The following is an 18,075-nucleotide window of genomic DNA, read 5'->3' as shown; positions in this document are numbered from 1 at the left end:
GCCATGTCCAACGCCGTCGTTGCGCAGCACCAGGCTGCCGATCAATTGCACCCCATCCTTGGCCGGCTCGGCTGGGACGCGCTGCCGCTGCACGAGCCCATCCTCGTCGCCACCTTCATCGCCGTGGCGCTGGGTGGCGCCCTGGTGTTCGCGCTGGTCACCAAGTTCAAGCTCTGGGGCCATCTGTGGCGTGACTGGATCACCAGTATCGACCACAAGAAGATCGGCATCATGTACATCATCCTTGGGGTGGTGATGCTGCTGCGCGGCTTCGCGGACGCGCTGATGATGCGGGCGCACCAGGCCATGGCCTTTGCCGACAACGCCGGCTTCCTGCCGCCGCACCACTACGACCAGGTCTTCACGGCCCACGGCGTCATCATGATCTTCTTCGTCGCGATGCCCTTCGTGACCGGCTTCATGAACTACGTCGTGCCGCTGCAGATCGGCGCGCGCGACGTCGCCTTCCCGTTCCTGAACAACTTCAGCTTCTGGATGACGGCCGGCGGCGCCGTGCTGGTCATGATCTCGCTGTTCATCGGCGAGTTCGCCAAGACCGGCTGGCTGGCCTACCCGCCGCTGTCGGGCATCCTTGCGAGTCCTGATGTGGGAGTGGACTACTACCTCTGGTCGCTGCAGATTGCGGGCGTGGGCACGACGCTGTCGGGCATCAACCTGATCGCCACCATCATCAAGATGCGTGCACCCGGCATGACCATGATGAAGATGCCCGTCTTCACGTGGACGTCGCTGTGCACCAACGTGCTGATCGTCGCGACCTTCCCCGTGCTGGCCGCCACGCTGGCGCTGCTGACGGCGGACCGTTACCTCGGCACCAACTTCTTCACCAACGACCTTGGCGGCAACGCCATGCTCTACGTGAACCTGATCTGGATCTGGGGCCACCCCGAGGTCTACATCCTGGTGCTGCCGGTGTTCGGCATCTTCTCGGAAGTCGTGTCCACCTTCAGCCGCAAGAAGCTGTTCGGCTATGCGTCCATGGTCTATGCCACGGTGGTCATCACCATCCTGTCGTACCTCGTCTGGCTGCACCACTTCTTCACGATGGGCTCTGGCGCCAGCGTGAACAGCTTCTTCGGCATCACGACGATGATCATCTCGATCCCGACTGGCGCCAAGATCTTTAACTGGCTGTTCACGATGTACCGCGGGCGCATCAAGTTCGAAGTGCCGATGCTTTGGACCGTGGGCTTCATGATCACCTTCACGGTGGGCGGCATGACCGGCGTGCTGCTGGCCGTGCCGGCGGCCGACTTCGTGCTGCACAACAGCCTGTTCCTGATTGCCCACTTTCACAACGTCATCATCGGTGGCGTCGTGTTCGGCGTGTTCGCCGGCATCAACTACTGGTTCCCCAAGGCCTTCGGCTTCCGCCTGGACGCCTTCTGGGGCAAGGTCTCGTTCTGGTGCTGGTTCATCGGCTTCTGGGTCGCGTTCGCGCCGCTGTACGTGCTCGGCCTGATGGGCATCACGCGCCGCGTCAGCCACTTTGATGACCCGTCGCTGCAGATCTGGTTCGTCATCGCGGCGATCGGCGCGGGCATCGTCGCCCTGGGCATCGCCGCCTTCCTGATCCAGATCGCCGTCAGCATCATGCGCCGCAAGGAGCTGCGTGATACGACGGGCGACATCTGGGGTGGCCGTACGCTGGAGTGGTCCACGTCCTCGCCGCCGCCGGACTACAACTTTGCCTTCACGCCCATCGCCCACGAGATGGATGCCTGGTACGACATGAAGCAGCGCGGCGCCGAGCGCCCGCGCAGCGGCTTCGTCGACATTCACATGCCCAAGAACACCGGCGCCGGCTTCATCATCGCCATGCTGGCCACGGCCATGGGCTTCGCGTTGATCTGGCATATGTACTGGATTGCAGCGGCGAGCTTTGCTGCCACCGTCATCGCGTCCATCGTTCACACCTTCAACTACAACCGCGACTTCCACATCCCGGCCAATGCGGTAACCCGCACCGAGGACGAGCGCACCCGCGTGCTCACGGCGGCATCCGGCTCCGCCGCCTGACCGGGAGACAGCTGACATGACTGCAACCGTGACTTCTCCTGTCAATGGCGCGCCCATCGTCTTCTACGACACGGGTGACCACCATCCGCCAGGCAGCACCATGCTGGGCTTCTGGCTCTACCTGATGAGCGACTGCCTCATCTTCGCGGTGCTGTTCGCCGTCTACGCCGTGCTGGGCCGCTCATACGCCGCCGGCCCGTCGGGCGCCGATCTGTTCGACCTGCCACTGGTGGCCGTGAATACGGGCCTGCTGCTGTTCTCGTCCATCACCTATGGCTTCGCGATGATCGCGATGCAGGCGCGCAAGAAGGGCCAGTTGCTGGTGTGGCTGGCCATCACCGGCCTGTTCGGCCTGGGCTTCCTGGGCATCGAGCTGTTCGAGTTCCACCACCTCATCCACGAGGGCGCTGGGCCCGGCCGCAGCGCCTTCCTGTCCAGCTTCTTCACGCTGGTGGGCACCCATGGCCTGCACGTCACCTTCGGCTGCATCTGGCTGGTCACGCTGATGATCCAGGTGAACAAGCTTGGCCTCACACCGGCCAACCGCCGGCGGCTCATGTGCCTGTCGATGTTCTGGCACTTTCTGGACGTCGTCTGGATCGGCGTCTTCACCTTCGTCTACCTCATGGGGGTGCTGTGATGGCCGGCCATGCACATGATCACGCTCACGACGACCACCTTGATGGCGAGGAAGACTTCCACGTCAGCTACAAGGGCTACGCCATTGGCTTCATCCTGTCCGTCGTCCTGACGGCGATTCCCTTCTGGCTCGTCATGGCCAAGGTGCTGCCCTCGCCGAAGCTGACCGGCTTCGTCATCCTCGGCTTCGCCGCCGTGCAGATGGTCGTGCACATGATCTATTTCCTGCACATGAATGCCAAGGTCGAGCAGGGCTGGTCCATGCTGGCGCTGCTGTTCACGGCGGCCCTCGTGGTCATCATGCTGTCTGGCTCAGTTTGGGTCATGTATCACATGAACGCCAACATGATGCCGACACCGGATCCGGCCGCCATGCGCAACATGCCCTGACGGGTGTGAAGCCCCTCGTCCAAGGAGTACCTTGGCCGGTCCCCCGAGGGGACGGCGATGCTTGCGGCATCGAGCCGCAAGCACATCGCCCGAGCGGGCCGGCTAGGGAGCGGCCCGGCGCTCGGCCCGCAACGGGCACTACGCACGACGAGAGGGCGTCATGAATCGCGCGGCAAGGATCACCCTGATTGTCGCCACGGCGCTGGCCAGCGTCGGCTTCATCGCGCTGGCCATCTGGCAGTTGCAGCGTCTGAGCTGGAAAGAAGACCTCATAGCCCGAGTCGAACGGCAGGTTCACGCCGAGCCCGTCGTTCCACCGCCGGCTTCCGCCCTTGTCTCCAAGGCCGACGAATACCGCCGACTTCGCCTTCGCGGCCACTTCGAACCGCATGAGGTGCTGGTGCAAGCCACGACCGAACTTGGTGGTGGTTACTGGGTCGTGGCGCCGCTGCGGCTGGATGACGGCACGGCCGTCCTCATCAACCGCGGCTTCGTGCCGCCCGAGCGGCGCTCGCCCGAGCAGCACGCCGCGCCTGCCGGCCAGGTCGACTTGACAGGCCTGCTGCGCTTGACTGAAACCGGCGGTGGCCCTTTGCGCAAGAACGTGCCTGCCGAGGGGCGTTGGTATTCACGAGACGTTGCCGGCATCGCGGGCCAGCTTGGCGTGGCCGACCGCGTTGCACCTTACTTCGTCGACGAGGCCGCCGACCCCGCCCAGCCCAGGCGCTGGCCGCGCCCCGGCCTGACGGTCATCCGTTTCGCCAACAATCACGCCGTCTACGCCGCCACCTGGCTGGCGCTTGCGGCCATGTCTGCGGCTGCTGCGGTCTATCTCGTCCGCGAAGAGCGCCGGCGCATCCCGTCTTGAATACCACGCCGCTGCCAATCACCGCCGAACCTGTTGCCGTCGCCCCCGAGCGCCGTGCGGGCCGCGCCAACTTGCGTCAGCTCATCGAGCTGCGCTGGCTGGCCGTCGTGGGCCAGCTCGCCACGGTGCTGGTCGTGCACGTCGGTCTGGCGATCACGCTGCCCTGGGCCGAGATGCTGAGCCTGCTCGGCATCCTGGTCGTCTTCAACCTGTTCAGCACCTGGCGCAACAAGCTCGCGCACCCGGTCTCGCAGATCGAGCTCTGCATTGCGCTGCTGGTCGACGTCGGCGTGCTGACCGGCCAGCTTTATTTGGCCGGCGGCAGCGACAACCCCTTCATCTACCTGTATCTGCTGCAGGTCGCGGTGGCGTCGGTGTTGCTGCGGCCGGCCTATCTGATGGGCGTCATGCTGAGCGCGGTGTCGGGCTTCGTGCTGCTGACGCAATGGCATCGGCCACTGCTGCTGGACGCCTCTTCGCCGACGACGCTGTCGCCCAACTACCTGGGCGGCCTGCTGCTGTGCTTTTTGCTGAACGTGGCCCTGCTCAGCGTCTTCATCGTGCGCATCAACCGCAACCTGCGCCAACGCGACGCCGAGTTGGCCGAGCTGCAGCAGCGCGCGGCCGAGGAGGTGCACATCGTGCGCATGGGCCTGCTCGCCAGCGGTGCCGCGCATGAGCTGGGCACGCCGCTGGCGACACTCAGCGTCATCCTGGGCGACTGGGCACACATGGCGCCGTTCGCCGGCGAGCCCGAGCTGCGCGAGGAGATCGAAGAGATGCAGCGCCAGATCCTGCGCTGCAAGGCCATCGTCACCGGCATCCTGATGTCGGCCGGCGAAATGCGCGGCGAAGCGCCGCGGCTGACGACGCTCCAGGCCTTCATCGACAGCTTGGCGCTGAGCTGGCGCGCGGCGCATCCCAACGCCGACCTGGCCGTTCGCAACAAAGGCCTGCCCGAGGTCGAGATCATTTCGGACAGCGCCCTGCAGCAGGTCGTCGCCAATCTGCTCGACAACGCCCTCGAGGCCGCACCGGGCATGCCACTGACCCTCGTCGCCACCTGCCCGGACGAAACGACGCTGCACTTGAGCGTGCGCGACAACGGCCCCGGCTTCGACGCCGACCGTCTCAAGCATTTCGGCGAGCCCTACCAGAGCAGCAAGGGCCAGCCGGGACGCGGCATGGGCCTGTTTCTGTCGGTCAACGTGGCGCGCACGCTGGGCGGGCGGCTGGAGGCTCACAACCGTGAGGGCGGCGGCGCAGAAGTCGTGCTGACGCTGCCCCTGGCTTCGCTGCTGCCGCGACAATCCGCCACCCATGCCCGCTGAAGAAGACCGTTTGCTGCTGATCGTCGAGGACGACGACAGCTTTGCCCACACGCTGACGCGCTCTTTCGAGCGCCGCGGTTGGCGTTGCCTGCGGGCCACCGGTCTGGACGACATGAAGACCCTGCTCGACGAGCTCCCCGAGGACGATGAACTCGGCCATGCCGTCGTTGACCTCAAGCTGGCCGGCGGCGCTTCGGGTCTGGCCTGCGTACAGGCCCTGCATGGCTGGGACCCGGAGGTCCTCATCGTCGTGCTGACCGGCTACGCCAGCATCGCCACGGCCGTCGAGGCCATCAAGCTGGGCGCCTGCCACTATCTTGCCAAACCCGCCAACACAGATGACATTGAGGCCGCGTTCGCGCGCCGGCAGGGCGACGCCGACGTGGAAGTGACCGAGCGGCAGACGGCCTCCATCAAGACACTGGAGTGGGAGCGCATCCATGAGGTGCTGGCCGAGACTGGCTTCAACATCAGCGAGACAGCGCGGCGCTTGGGGATGCACCGGCGCACGCTGGCGCGCAAGCTGGAAAAGCAGCGCATCAAGTGAAGATCCGCTGACGGGGCAAGTCAAAGTGCTGGCAAACGATCCCCCGCAGAGGCCTGATCGGTAAGCAGCTCCCATTCGCCGCGAAGGCCCTTGAGAGCGTAGTCGGCAAAGTGGCGCACTCGCGGGGCGAGATGCAATGCATGCGGGTACACGACATGCAGCGGTGCGCTGGGGATGCTGTATCGCCCCAGCACGCGCACCAGCGTTCCATCTCTCAGCTCCGAGCCCACATCCCATATCGACTTGAGAAAGATCCCGCCGCCGGCGAGCGCGAGCGCCTTGGCCGCGTTGCCGTCATTGCACAGGAAGGTCGCGTTCACCTCGGCCGAGACCGGTTTGCCTTCGTGCTGAAAGAGCCAGTGCCGCGTGCTTCGCGTGCCGTAGAGGATGCAGTTGTGCGCTGAGAGCGCAGCAGGCGTGTCGGGAGCGCCGAAGCGCCGCAAGTAGTCCGGCGCGGCGCACAGGACGAGCTCGCTGTCGGCGATGTGGCGAGCCGTCATCGTCGAGTCGTTGAGCACCCCGAAGCGCAGCGCCAGGTCAATGCCTTGCTCCACGAGATCCACGACGTCGTCGCTCAGGACGATCTCGATCCTCAACGCCGGATGCATGGCTTGGAACTGCGCCGCCAGGGGGGCGAGATATCGCGTGCCCAGCATGCGCGCTGCCGTTATCCGCAGATGTCCATTGATGTCGGTGCGGCTGTGCTGCATCACCACCTCGGCCTGCTGCACCTCCGCGAGGATGCGCACGCAATGCAGGTGGAAGCGTTCGCCTTCCTGCGTCATTGACTGCCGCCGTGTGGTTCGGTTGAGCAGGCGAACGCCCATGCGCGCCTCGAGGGCGGCCAGGCGCTTGCTGACCACTGCCAGCGACAGGCCCAGCGCATTCGCGGCCCCTGTGAGACTGCCTGCACTGGCGACCTTGTCGAAGATCGTCAGCTCGGCCAGGTTGTCGATCATTGTTTCCATATCGTTGATAGTGAAATAACTATCTCAGTCTTTATAAACGGGATGGCGATAAATATAGTGCTTTTCATCGCCCAACAGGAGCTTCCCGATGAAACGCACATTCCTTGCAGCCTTCCTGGCCGCCGCTGTAGCCACCAGCCTGGTCGCCCGAGCCTCATCCGCGGCCGAGGCGCCTGCGACCAAGGTGAGCCGCTATCAAGCCGGCTACTACCACTTCAGGCTCGGCGACTTCGAGGTCGCGGCACTCTCCGACGGCACGCTGCCGATCCCGACGCTGAAGCTGCTGACCAACGCCCAACCCGGCGAGGTGGCGTCGCGCCTGGCCGACACGTACCAGACGACCGAGGTCGATGCCTCGATCAACGCCTACCTGATCCGCTCGGGCGGACGCCTGATCCTGATGGACGCCGGCACCGGCGAGCTTTACGGCCCGACGTTGAACAAGCTCGAGGCCAGTCTCAAGGCGGTGGGCGTCACGCCAGCGCAGATCACTGACATCCTGATCACGCACATCCACACCGACCACACCGGTGGCCTGATGGATGGCAGGCGCATCGTGTTTCCCAACGCCACGGTCCACATCGAGCAGAAGGAAGTCGCGTACTGGCTGAATCCCGACAATCGCGCCCGGGCGCCGGAGGCGGCGAAGAAGTACTTCGACGAGGCTTCGGCCAAGGTGCAGCCCTATGTCGATGCCGGCAAGGTGAAGACATTCTCTGGCGCGACCGAGCTGTTCGCCGGCATCCATTCCATCCCCGCGCCGGGCCACACACCGGGCCACACGTTCTACGCGCTCGAGAGCAAGGGCGAGAAGCTGGTGTTCTGGGGCGACCTGGTTCACGTGGCGGAAGTGCAGATGCCCAACCCGGGCGTGACGATCGTCTTCGACGTCGATCCCAAGGCTGCCGCAGCAACGCGCAAGAAGGCATTCGCCGACGCGGTCAAGGGCCGGTACTGGGTCGCGGCTGACCACATCTCCTTCCCCGGCGTCGGCCATCTGCGCCCCGATGGAACGGGCTACCGGTGGGTCCCCATGACCTACGTGAACGACCACTACGAGGCGAGGTGACCCATGGCCCCGCGGTTGTTGAATCACTGCGCGGCACTGCTGCTGGCCGCTTGTCTGGCAAGCCCTTTCGCGGGCGCTGAAACGTTGCCGGCCCCCGCAGCCGACGAAGCGACCGCCGGGCTCCTGAGGGATCGCGCGCTGGCGGAGAGCGGGGCGTACAAGATCGTCGAATCGCTGACCACGGAGGTCGGCGCGCGCCCCGCCGGGTCGGAAGCCGACGCCCGCGCGGTGGCGTGGGCCGTGGCGAAGTTCCGCGCGCTGGGCTACGACAAGGTCTACACGGAGCCCGTCAAGTTCACGGCTTGGCGCCGGCTGTCCGAGAGCGCCGAGGTCATTGCGCCGATCACACAGCGCCTTGCCGTGACCGCGCTGGGCAACAGCGTGGGGACCGACGGCCCGCTCGATGCCGAGATCGTGCGATTCCAGGACTTCGAAGCATTGCAGTCGGCGCCGGCCGAATCGGTGCGCGGCAGGATCGTCCTGCTCACCCGGCGCATGGAACGCCACCGCGATGGGTCGGGATACGCGCGGGTCCTGCAGATGCGCAGCAGTGCCGCCTCGTTGGCCGCCACCAAGGGCGCCGTGGCGCTTCTGATCAGATCCTTGGGAACCGACGACAATCGGCTGCCGCACACCGGCAGCGTGAACTACGCTCCCGGGAACGCGATCCCGGCCGCCGCCATCTCGGGCCCGGATGCTGATCTTCTTGAAAGGCTCGGGCAGCGGACTCCCTCGGTACGGCTGCGCCTGGACATCGCGACGCAGACGCAAGCCGACAGCACGTCGTACAACGTGATCGGCGAGATCACTGGGCAAGACGCCAAGACGCCAAGGGGGGAGATCGTGATGATGTCTGCGCATCTCGACTCCTGGGATCTGGGCACGGGCGCAGTCGACGACGGGTTCGGCGTGGCCCTGACGATGGCAGCCGGGGCGTTGATCAAGCAGCTGCCCCAGGCACCTCGCCGCACGATCCGCGTGGTCTTGTTCGCGAACGAGGAGAACGGCTTCGATGGTGCACGCGCCTATGCGGCGCGCGACGCGGGCGATCTGTCGCGGCACTATCTGGCAATCGAAAGCGATTGGGGCGCAGGGCCGATCTACGCGTTGCGCCATCCGCCGCAGTACGCTGAGCTCACCGCGCGGCTGTCACGCGTGCTGGCCCCACTGGGCATCACGCTCGACGGTGCCGCTGGCGCACCGGGACCGGATCTGGGCTTCCTGGCCCAGCGTGGCGTGCCGTGGATCCAGCTCGCGCAAGATGCCACGGACCTCTTCGATCATCATCACAGTGCCAATGACACCTTGGACAAGATCGACCCCGCGTCCTTGAACCAGAACGTCGCCGCCTACGCGACGTTTGCCTGGCTGGCGGCGAACATGCCTTAGGGCGCTAGGCCATTGGGTCATTTACACGAACGCTAGTCATATCTCGGCCAAGAGCGGGCATTCGGGAGATCTTTAGCGCGCACGAGCCATCGCGACGGGGGGCTTCGGCGGCGCTGACGGGCGTAGCCAGCATTGCGGAACACCCATCCTCTGCCACTTGTGGACAGGTGGCCACGATGCCGCGGATGAGGTCGGACATGAAGGTGCTCGAGTAGGTCATGGCGTTTCCGGCTGTGGGTGGTTCAGGGCTTGACGGGGTTCAGCGTCAGCAAGGTGATGTCGTTGCTGCGCATGGGCACGGTGAAGTTCAGCTGGCCGTCCTTGCCCACCTTGACGGTGCGATTCACTTCAGGCTGGTCCCGGGTCAGCGACTGCAGCTTGGCGAGCTGAGATGTGCTGAGGTCCTTGGGCGCGCCCATCTCGAGGTAGGCGGTGTAGGCGTCGTTGACCTTGTAGCCGGCGCGGCGCAGCTCGAGCCGATAGGCGCCCGGCTTCAGGTTTCGCAGCGCGAGCTTGAGCGCTGGCGCCGGGCCGTTCGGCACTGGCTTGGCGAAGAACACGCCGTTGCTGGTGCTCTTCTGGTCGGGGTGCTGCCAGTCCCATGCCACGACGGCAGTCTTGTCGCCATCGACCGCAGCCAGCACCTTGTCGTCCGCGCTCGGGATCTCATTGCCGCGTAGCGCGTTAAGGTACTTGTAGGCGAACCAGGTCGTCTTGCGCAGGCCATCGCGTGTCATCAAGCCGAAGCCGCCATGGAAGGCGCGGGGCGGCGGGCCCGGCTCCTCGAACAGGTCGCTGTAGGTCCAGTAGCTCATCGCCTGCGCATAGCCTCGCGTGGCGCGCAGCTTGGTCAGGATCCACGGCGCGCTGATGTAGCTGTCGTGCACCTTGTCGTACGGGTTGTAGCTGGTGCTCCACTCGGTGAGGTACAGCGGAATGCCAGGGAACGGCGAGGCTTCGATCTCTTTGCGATTGCGGCGCACGTCGCCGACGATGGCGTCGGGGTTAGGGTCCAGGATGCGGTCCGACTTGCCGAACTCGTCGAGGTAGCCTTCCGTGACACCGTAGGTGTGGGTGGTGACGAAGTCGACCGGCACGCCTTCCTGCTTGGCATAGGCCAGCAGCTCGGGCACCCAGAAAGCGCCGGCCGTCGCGGGGCCGCCGACCCTCAGCCCCGCGTCCACCTTCTTGAGCGTACGCGCGGTGCTGGCGTACAGCTCGAAATAGGCCTTCTGGTCGGCCTTCTCCCAGAAGCCGTCGAGGTTGGGCTCGTTCCACACTTCGAACGGCCACTTGCGCACCTCATCAATGCCATAGCGCTGGATGAGGTGGCGCGCGAACGCGTCGATCAGCTCGGCCCACGGCCCTGGCTGCGGGTGCGAGGTGTTGCCCTTCCAGTAGAAGACGGTCAGATTGGAGGTGGTCATCACCTTGGGCGAGAAGCCCAGTTCGATGAAGGGCTTGACGCCACTGGCCAGCAGGCCGTCGTACAGCTTGTCGATGCCGGTCCAGTCGAACACCAGCTTGTCGCCTTCCTTCTTCACCGTGCCGTAGACGTCGTGAAAGATGTCGTGGAAGCGCACGTAGCGAAAGCCCAGCTCGTCCGCAGCCGTCTTGAGCTGGGCGAGGTTTTCGGGGCGGCCGGTGGTGCCCGGGTAGTCCGCGCCGACCGAGAGATCGAAGAAGCGGTCCATGGGCTGGGTGGCGGCCGCGCGGTCCAGCGTCACCACGCGAGCGGCGGGAGTGGCCGCAGGGGCCGCAGGGGCCGCGGCGCACAGGCCCAGTGAAAGGAGCGTCGCCGCGAGGCTGACAACGCCTCGGGGAAGGGAAGGGGCTGTGTTCATTGGAGGATGTCGGAGGACTTCGGAAGAGAGATGGCGCCGAGGGTCGCGAGAGGCGTGCCGCGTCACTGTGTTGAGGGCGGCAGGCCTGGCGCCAGAAGCTGGACGCCGGCCTGGACTCGGCCAAGGAATTTAAAAGAAGGCCCGCCACGCGGCGGACCTTCGGACCCTCACAGGGAATTACAGACCCGAAATCGGACCAATCTCGGAAGTGCCAAGCATGGAGCCAAGGAGGTTCCAGTCCAGGACCTCACCGGTCGTCTCGTGGAAGAGGTCGTGTTGGATGTTCCAGCCGGTGCCACTGAAACCAAGACTGTTGATCTTGTTCTGCACGTACTTGTTCCAGTGCGTGACCGACCGGTAGTTCTGGTCCTTGTATGAGCCGGTCAGCTCAGGAAAGTTCTTTACCTCCGCTTTATATTCGCCGATCAGCACGGGGATACCGCGGTCAGTGAAATACTTCATCTTCGCGAGCTGAATATCAATGAGGCTTTCGTCGTTCCCTGCCGCGACGTTGCGATTCGTCAACTGATTGGCCACTTTGTAGTTATATCCCCAGAAGGCTTTCCAAGTCCCCCACGACTCGTCCGTTGTCATCAAGGTGTAATCGAAGGGATCATAAAAATGCACTTCGACCATCCGCTTATTCGCCGGATCCGAAGGTAGATTCTTTCCATAGTTGATCGTGTTATCGATATTGGTGTTCGGCCCTTGGACGATCAGCCAGCGAACGGCGTTGCCGCCGCCGTTGGCGCGCATCGCGTTGATCCAATTCTGCTGGTATTGGTAGAGCACATCGGTCTTCGCCTGGGATGGCGCGTCAGGTTCGTTGGCGACAGCGAAGGACAATTTGTCGCTGTCGTACCATTTGAAGGTGTTTGCAACCTGGGTCCATATGTTGATCAGCTTGGCGTTGATCGCAGGGTCGTAGGAGTTGAAGCCGTTGCGTTCGAACCAGCCAAGGTCATAGTGGTCGTTGATGATGACGTACAGGCCGTCGGCGAGGGCCCAGTCGACCGTCTGCTTGACCTGGGCCATGAACGCGGGATTGATCGTTCCGTTGGTGGAATTGAAATCCCACGCGACGGGTATGCGCAGGGTCTTGAAACCCCTATCCCTTATGGAGTCGATCAGCGCCTTGGTCGGCGGCGTATACCCCCAGAAGGAATCAAAGGTGTTTCCCAGGTTGATGCCGGGATTCGGCATGACTTGGGTCTGCGTGGAACCCGGCACGGTGATCGCGAACGCCTGGGTGGTCTTGGCGCCGCAGGTGTTGGTGTAGGTGGCGGTGGCGGTGCAGCTGGCAGCGGGCGTGATGGTCTGCTGGCGTGTCGAGCCTGACGTGCCGCAGCCGCTCCAGGCCCACGAGCCGCCAGTCACCGGCTGCGGGCCGAGGATGGCCGAGTTGCCTGCGGTGACTGTGGCAGAGGACGTCTGCGTCCAGGAGCCGTTGGCGCTGATGTAGGGCGTGACGGCTGTCGGCGCGCAGCTGGTGCCGCGCGTGGCGCTGGCCGAGCCGGAGTTATAGCTGCCGGCGCTGGTCGTGAACTTGACCCAGTACCAGTACGGCGTGCCGGTGTTGGCCGAGCCGTCGGCGTAGCTCCGGGCGCTGCTGCCCGGCACGGCGATGCGGGTCCGGCCCGCAGGATCGGCGTCGATGTCGCGATAGACCTCCAACGACGTGACGGTGCCGCTGACGGTCCAACTGAGCTGGTTGTTGGTGGCCGTGCCGCTGGCTGCGAGGCAGACGGTGGCGCCGCCGCCGCTGCCGCAGCTTTGCGCCTGCGCGAGGGTGCCTGCGCTTGCTCCGAAGGCAAGCAGCAGTGCGGGTATCAAAGTTCTCATGTTCTACCTTTCAAGTTTGAAAGTGCTCGGCCGGTTGTCTCCTCCGGACTCGAGCGTTATGGAAGGACGCAGCTCAGTACATGGGCTTACATCCCAGCGGGTTGTCGGCCACTGCGACGTCCTCGGCCTTAATTGACCGCTTAATCAATTTGATGGGGCGGTTAATCAGTTGAGCAAAATAGTTGCGGCAATGCTGCGCGAGCAATCTTAGTTCGTGCGCTGGTCGAACTAACTAGGGAAAAACCTAGCAGCGCCCCCGCGTCAAGGGATGATCAGCGGCGTGCTTCGAGAACCTGGCAAGCTTCGGCCTTGAACGATTTCGATGGGCAGAACAATGTCGCTTGGGCCGGCGTAGGCTTCCCCCCGGCGCTGCGCTTCGATCAACTGCATCAGGACCTCGACCGCGCGGCGCCCCATCTCAAGCAGGGGCTGGCGCACCGTTGCGATGCGCAGCGTGCGGGCAAGCAAGGTGTCATCGAAGCCTGCAATCGAGATGTCCCGAGGAACGCTCAGCCCGACGCCCTCCAATGCATCGATGCAGCCGAAGGCGATGTCGTCGCTGCCACAGCAGACGGCCTCGGGCAACGGCTGGCCGCGGTGGCTATGCAGCCATTCCTGCATAGCCTGACTACCTCCTTCGGCGGTGAACCACGTGCGGATCACATGATCGGAAGCAACTTCGATCCCGGCTTCGGCATGGGCGCGCAGGAAGCCCTCAACGCGGCTGTCAGCTCCCTTGGCGCGCACCGGTCCTCCCACGCAGAGGATGCGGCGATATCCAAGCCCGAGCATGTGGCGCGCGATGGCATAGCCGCCCGCTTCATCGTCCGCCTCGACGTTCACCTGCGCCCGCAACAGCCTGCCGGCATGGATCGTGACCATGGGCGTATGCGGCGGTAGCCAGGTCGTGCTGTCATCCTCCAGGTAGGGTGCCAGCACGACGAGTCCGTCGACGCGTCCGTCGCACAAGGCTGGGATGCGCTTCGGTGCTTCTTCCCAACCACTGAGCGGAAAGATGCAGGTGGTCTGGTGCGCCTGCGTCGCGCCCCGCACGACGCCGTTGAACACTTCCAGGAAGTAGAGGTTGGGTTCCTCATTGGCGATGTTGGCGACGAAGCCGATGGCATTGGTGCGTTGATACGTCAGCGCACGCGCGGTCGCGTTCGGCCGGTAGCTCAAGCGCGCCGCCGCTGCGAGGATCCGCTCACGCGTTTCAACCGACACGCGCGTCGAACCCTTCGCACCGCTGAGTGCGGCGGACGCCGCCGCATCAGAAACCCCTGCTTCTCGCGCGACGTCGGCGAGCGTCGGCAACTTGTGACGACGGCTCTTCGGCGGCTTGGAAGGCTTGGGTATCGAAGCGGACACTGTCCGGCAGGCGGGAGAGACGGGGCGGCGCACTCTAGCATCGCGTCTAGCTGGAACCAGATATCGCCACAGTCAGTCCGACCATCGACCTCCGGTGTTTGCACACGCGGGGCAGCAATTGTCCCGACGAGTCTGGACGGCTAGCCCGAGCCGGCGTGCTGCACGCAGATGAAGGGCTGAGCGAGGCCGACGGCAAACGCGTCGCCTGGCATACGCATCCATCTCCGGCCCATTGGCGAGAAGAACTGGCGCGCGTTCGACGCGCATGTCAGCCGCCACGACGCGGCAAAGTCTGGATCGCTGACCGCGGTAGCGAACACACATGGGACCGCGCCTTCACGGGCGAGGGAAGCTGTCGTTCGAGCCTGTGCGTGGCCCGCCCCGCGGTCGAGTGACCGGTGCTGGCGGTTGCTGTCGTCCAGGACTGAAGCGCGAATGTCTCAGATCAGCCTAGAACCGACATCCCGTTCTCGGTCGGCAGCAATGCAGCGATGGACTAAGCCGCTCGACGTGGCCGCCTGCCGGTCAGGTCTCGGCCACCAATGGCTATTTCTCAGAGGAAACCTTCGGCAAGGTCATGACCACCTGGGGACGGATCGGTAGAGCGCTCGCCGCTGTTTGGGTCTGGCCTTCCTTCAATGCCGCGCTGTCGGAAAGGATGCTGACAGCTTCGTCAAGAAGCGCATCGTTGATGGTCTTCCGGGTTTTTTCAGCGGCGAGATCCTTGTCCAGCTGGCGTTCGTTGAACTGCAAGCCGTCATCGACCAGCGTGCCGCTCGCGCCCCTTTCCGCTTCACCCAGCCGCGCAGCCAGGCGCTTCTCCGAGGCAGCACGTTCTTTGCGTCGAACTGATTCACTGAGCGAAATCACGTTGTTCTTGCGACGCTCCTGTGCCTTGGCCACATCCTGCAGCAGGTTCTGGAAGTCAAGGGCGTGCTCGACGCGGGCTGCGTGCCAAGCCAACAGGCGGGGCAATTGCGTTTTGACGTCACCCACAGGCGAGTAGTCGACGGCTCGAATGTTGGTCCACGGCAGGGCGTTGACGTAGCTCGACTCTCCGAACTCGGTGTCGTCGCTGGTTTGCGGAAAGAGGATGTCCGGCGTCACGCCACGAAGTTGGGTCGTCCCACCATTCACCCGGAAAAACTGTGCGATGGTGAATTTCAGTTCACCGTACGTCGGCGCTGCGTTCTTGGCGATCTGGTCGAGGTTGGCGAGGGTCTGGACGGTGCCCTTGCCGAAGCTGCCCTCTCCGATGATCACGCCGCGACCGTAATCCTGGATCGCCGCGGCGAAGATTTCTGACGCCGAAGCCGAGCCCCTGTTGATCAGGACGCCCAGCGGCCCGCTCCATGCCAAACCAGCCTCGGCGTTCTTCTCGACAGTGATGTTGCCTCTTGCATCTCGGGTCTGAACGACCGGCAACTTGCCAACGAACATGCCCGTCAGGTTCACCGCCTGGCGCAGCGACCCGCCGCCGTCATTGCGCAAGTCGATCAACACGCCATCTACTTTCTGGGCCTTCATGTCGAACAGCAGCTTGCCCACGTCGTTCGCTGCGCCGCGGTAGTCCTTGTCGCCCTTTCTGAGTGCGTCGGTATCCTCGTAGAACGAAGGCAGGGTGATCACACCGACCAAGCGCTTGCCAGCGCCGGTCGTGACGGAATAGATCTTGGCCTTGGCGGCGCTGTCCTGCACTGTGATGGTGTTGCGGACCAGGACGACGGTCCTGTTCGGCGCATCGGGCCCGCTGTCGGCCGGCAGGACGTCCAGCCGAACCGTCGAACCCTTCATGCCCCGGATCAACGCCACCGTGTCGTCAAGGCGCCTGCCGACGACATCTTCCATGGCGCCGGTCGCGCCTTGCGCGACGCCCACGATACGGTCGCCGACCTTCAACTGGCCCGACAGGCTCGCGGGCCCTCCTGGCACCAGCTCCCGGACGGTGGCGTAGTCGTCGATCTGGGTCAGAAGCGCGCCGATGCCCACCAGGGACAGTCGCATGGAGATGTCGAAGTTTTCCGCGGCGCGCGGTCCCAGGTAGTTCGTGTGTGGGTCGATCGCCATCGTGTAGGCATTCATGAAGGCCTGGAAGGCGTCGGCGCTTGTGATCTTGCCCAGGTTCTTAGAAGCGCTTTCGTAGCGCTTGTCGAGGATCTTCACGATGGCCGGGTCGTCCCTGCCGGCAAGCTTGAGCCGCAACCACTCGTTCTTGACGCGCTTGCGCCAGAGGTCTTGGGACTCTGCTTCGGTCGCAGGCCAAGGCTGATCCTTGCGCTCGACCGTCAAAGATTCGTCTTGCCCGAAATCGAACCCCTTCTTGAGCAAGGTGCGGCCGTAGGTCAGCCGCTCAGCCACCCGGCGTTCGTACAGGTTGAAGACCTCGAACGGCACCCGCAGGTCCTCAGCCAGGATTGCGTCGTCGAGCAAGATGCGGTCGCCTGACAGGCGATCGATGTCGGACTGCAGGAAGTACAGTTTCTCCGGATCGAGCGCCTTCAAATACTGGTCGAAGATCCTGGCCGACAACGCGTCGTCGAGCGAGAGGGGTCGGTAGTGGTAGCGAGACAGCAGGTCCGCAGCCAGATGGGCCGACTTGGCCTGCTGTGCCTCCGGCTTCAGCACCTGCGGGAAAGCCGCCGCGGAGCCTTCGGCAACAACTTGGGTTGCAGCCGTCAGCACGAGCACGAATGAAATCAGCGCTTGCTTCAATGTCACTTAATCCATTTGAATCAAAACATAATCACAGGTCAGGCTTGACCAGCGACGTCCGACCCGCCGGCCCGCGGCGGCGCTCATCCAAATCATTTGATGGACGTCCCCACGTTGACCTGCCCGGCCTCGATGGTGCCACGTTGCCTGGCCCGAGCACCGGGCGCGACGGAGACGGTCGCGGCGGGATGGAGTCGGCGCGAGTGCAGACCCGCAGCATCCATGGCGCTCACGTCTCGGCAGCCACGTTGCGTCGTTAGCCGTGGCCGGCGAGATTGACCCGTTGTTCATTGATACAGCGGTTCCACGCTGGTCGAACCCGGCGACGACGCTGGGGTCGAAGTGTCGCTCACAACATGTGCGTGTCTTGAGGCTCAAGCGGGCGTTGCGGTCGACCGGGTGGTTTGCAGCTGACGTCCGCCTGACGGCGAAGGTAGCGCCAAGCGCCTCTAGCTGGCCTTGGGTTTGAAGATGTGCACCGTTTCGCCGCGAGCGAGCATGTCCACCAGTTGCGCGATCCGCTTGGCGCGCGTCTCGGGCTTGACGGCGGTCTGGACGCGCCAGAGCACGGCGTAGCGGTTGCTCGCATTGACGGTGGCGAAGAAAGCCTTGGCCGGCGGATTCGCGTCCAACGCTGCCGCCAGGTCGTCGGGCACGGTGGACGTCTTCGCGCCGTCGTAGGCCTTGGCCCAGCGGCCATCGGCCTTGGCGGCCTCGACCTGCGCCAGACCAGGCGGCTGCATGCGGCCCGCCTCGATCAGCGCAGCCACTTTTTCGACGTTGATCTTGGACCAGACGCTGCGCGCACGCCGTGGCGTGAATCGCTGCAGGAAGTGCTGGTCGTCCAGGCCCTTCTTCTGGCCGTCGATCCAGCCCCAGCACAGCGCGATCTCCACCGCCTCGGGGTAGGTGACGCTGGGCTCGGTGGCGCTGCGCTTGGCGATCTTCAGCCATAGGCCGTCGGACTTCGCATGGTGCTTCTTCAGCCAGGCCTCAAAGGCCTTGGCGTTCTTGAACAGCGTCGGGGCGACCTCGGCCGGTGCGGCGGACTGGGTGGCTGGCATGCGC

General features: G+C 64.4%; 14 protein-coding genes. 8 read left to right on the top strand and 6 right to left on the bottom strand.

Annotation, left to right across the window (positions count from 1 at the left end; all coding sequences use genetic code 11):
• The first annotated feature begins 3 nt into the window (after positions 1 to 3).
• The 6 genes from cyoB to ASC95_RS21690 all read left to right on the top strand — a co-directional run bounded on the left by cyoB (position 4) and on the right by ASC95_RS21690 (position 5,815).
• Complete coding sequence (cyoB, locus tag ASC95_RS21715) at positions 4 to 2,040, top strand: cytochrome o ubiquinol oxidase subunit I (RefSeq protein ID WP_057299779.1); 2,037 nt, start codon at positions 4 to 6, stop codon at positions 2,038 to 2,040.
• A 16-nt stretch (positions 2,041 to 2,056) separates the two neighbouring features.
• The gene (gene cyoC, locus ASC95_RS21710) at positions 2,057 to 2,680 is read left to right on the top strand and encodes a cytochrome o ubiquinol oxidase subunit III (protein WP_057299778.1); all 624 of its coding nucleotides are present in this window, start codon (positions 2,057 to 2,059) and stop codon (positions 2,678 to 2,680) included.
• Positions 2,680 to 3,069 (top strand): cytochrome o ubiquinol oxidase subunit IV, encoded by a 390-nt coding sequence (gene cyoD, locus ASC95_RS21705; RefSeq protein WP_057299777.1) that lies wholly within the window; start codon positions 2,680 to 2,682, stop codon positions 3,067 to 3,069. The genes cyoC and cyoD overlap by 1 nt, the downstream gene beginning before the upstream one ends.
• 160 nt (positions 3,070 to 3,229) lie before the next feature.
• Complete coding sequence (locus tag ASC95_RS21700) at positions 3,230 to 3,937, top strand: SURF1 family protein (protein WP_057299776.1); 708 nt, start codon at positions 3,230 to 3,232, stop codon at positions 3,935 to 3,937.
• A complete protein-coding gene (locus ASC95_RS21695; protein ID WP_057299775.1) occupies positions 3,934 to 5,268 on the top strand; it encodes an ATP-binding protein in 1,335 nt (444 codons plus the stop codon). The genes ASC95_RS21700 and ASC95_RS21695 overlap by 4 nt, the downstream gene beginning before the upstream one ends.
• Positions 5,258 to 5,815, top strand: a complete 558-nt coding sequence (locus ASC95_RS21690; RefSeq protein ID WP_057299774.1) for a response regulator transcription factor — start codon at positions 5,258 to 5,260, stop codon at positions 5,813 to 5,815. The genes ASC95_RS21695 and ASC95_RS21690 overlap by 11 nt, the downstream gene beginning before the upstream one ends.
• Positions 5,816 to 5,835: 20 nt before the next feature.
• Here the strand turns inward: ASC95_RS21690 and ASC95_RS21685 are convergent, their stop codons facing one another.
• A complete protein-coding gene (locus tag ASC95_RS21685; protein ID WP_369820629.1) occupies positions 5,836 to 6,774 on the bottom strand; it encodes a LysR family transcriptional regulator in 939 nt (312 codons plus the stop codon).
• 97 nt (positions 6,775 to 6,871) lie between these two features.
• Here ASC95_RS21685 and ASC95_RS21680 point away from each other — a divergent pair, with 97 nt between their 5' ends.
• Together ASC95_RS21680 and ASC95_RS21675 are read left to right on the top strand one after the other, a co-directional pair.
• The gene (locus ASC95_RS21680; RefSeq protein WP_057299772.1) at positions 6,872 to 7,852 is read left to right on the top strand and encodes an MBL fold metallo-hydrolase; all 981 of its coding nucleotides are present in this window, start codon (positions 6,872 to 6,874) and stop codon (positions 7,850 to 7,852) included.
• 3 nt (positions 7,853 to 7,855) lie between these two features.
• Positions 7,856 to 9,241 (top strand): M28 family peptidase, encoded by a 1,386-nt coding sequence (locus ASC95_RS21675; RefSeq protein WP_057299771.1) that lies wholly within the window; start codon positions 7,856 to 7,858, stop codon positions 9,239 to 9,241.
• A 242-nt stretch (positions 9,242 to 9,483) separates the two neighbouring features.
• On the opposite strand, the gene ASC95_RS21670 is transcribed toward ASC95_RS21675, so the two are convergent.
• The 5 genes from ASC95_RS21670 to ASC95_RS21650 form a co-directional block, all read right to left on the bottom strand.
• Positions 9,484 to 11,085: a beta-xylosidase gene (locus ASC95_RS21670; protein WP_082568001.1), complete on the bottom strand. Its 1,602-nt coding sequence runs from the start codon at positions 11,083 to 11,085 to the stop codon at positions 9,484 to 9,486.
• Positions 11,086 to 11,262: 177 nt separating this feature from the next.
• Positions 11,263 to 12,927, bottom strand: coding sequence for a cellulase family glycosylhydrolase (locus ASC95_RS21665; RefSeq protein ID WP_157256444.1), 1,665 nt, complete (start codon positions 12,925 to 12,927; stop codon positions 11,263 to 11,265).
• Between the two features lie 261 nt (positions 12,928 to 13,188).
• Positions 13,189 to 14,241 carry a LacI family DNA-binding transcriptional regulator gene (locus tag ASC95_RS21660; protein ID WP_157256443.1) on the bottom strand — a complete coding sequence of 351 codons (1,053 nt, stop codon included), beginning with the start codon at positions 14,239 to 14,241 and terminating at the stop codon, positions 13,189 to 13,191.
• A 600-nt stretch (positions 14,242 to 14,841) separates the two neighbouring features.
• A complete protein-coding gene (locus ASC95_RS21655) occupies positions 14,842 to 17,013 on the bottom strand; it encodes a carboxy terminal-processing peptidase (RefSeq protein WP_082567999.1) in 2,172 nt (723 codons plus the stop codon).
• Between the two features lie 443 nt (positions 17,014 to 17,456).
• The gene (locus ASC95_RS21650; RefSeq protein ID WP_057299768.1) at positions 17,457 to 18,071 is read right to left on the bottom strand and encodes a YdeI family protein; all 615 of its coding nucleotides are present in this window, start codon (positions 18,069 to 18,071) and stop codon (positions 17,457 to 17,459) included.
• Positions 18,072 to 18,075: the final 4 nt, after the last annotated feature.

This window comes from Pelomonas sp. Root1217, from assembly GCF_001425705.1.
In the GTDB taxonomy this organism is placed as follows: domain Bacteria; phylum Pseudomonadota; class Gammaproteobacteria; order Burkholderiales; family Burkholderiaceae_C; genus Pelomonas.
The sequence above is the reverse complement of the archived record's forward strand: the minus strand, read 5'-3'. Positions and strand labels throughout refer to the sequence as shown.

Bases quoted from the DNA above. Each gene is read 5' to 3' on its own strand.
- cyoB (WP_057299779.1), top strand. From the start codon at position 4: ATGTCCAACGCCGTCGTTGCGCAGCACCAGGCTGCCGATCAATTGCAC.
- cyoC (WP_057299778.1), top strand. From the start codon at position 2,057: ATGACTGCAACCGTGACTTCTCCTGTCAATGGCGCGCCCATCGTCTTC.
- cyoD (WP_057299777.1), top strand. From the start codon at position 2,680: ATGGCCGGCCATGCACATGATCACGCTCACGACGACCACCTTGATGGC.
- ASC95_RS21700 (WP_057299776.1), top strand. From the start codon at position 3,230: ATGAATCGCGCGGCAAGGATCACCCTGATTGTCGCCACGGCGCTGGCC.
- ASC95_RS21690 (WP_057299774.1), top strand. From the start codon at position 5,258: ATGCCCGCTGAAGAAGACCGTTTGCTGCTGATCGTCGAGGACGACGAC.
- ASC95_RS21685 (WP_369820629.1), bottom strand. From the start codon at position 6,774: ATGATCGACAACCTGGCCGAGCTGACGATCTTCGACAAGGTCGCCAGT.
- ASC95_RS21680 (WP_057299772.1), top strand. From the start codon at position 6,872: ATGAAACGCACATTCCTTGCAGCCTTCCTGGCCGCCGCTGTAGCCACC.
- ASC95_RS21675 (WP_057299771.1), top strand. From the start codon at position 7,856: ATGGCCCCGCGGTTGTTGAATCACTGCGCGGCACTGCTGCTGGCCGCT.
- ASC95_RS21670 (WP_082568001.1), bottom strand. From the start codon at position 11,085: ATGAACACAGCCCCTTCCCTTCCCCGAGGCGTTGTCAGCCTCGCGGCG.
- ASC95_RS21665 (WP_157256444.1), bottom strand. From the start codon at position 12,927: ATGAGAACTTTGATACCCGCACTGCTGCTTGCCTTCGGAGCAAGCGCA.
- ASC95_RS21650 (WP_057299768.1), bottom strand. From the start codon at position 18,071: ATGCCAGCCACCCAGTCCGCCGCACCGGCCGAGGTCGCCCCGACGCTG.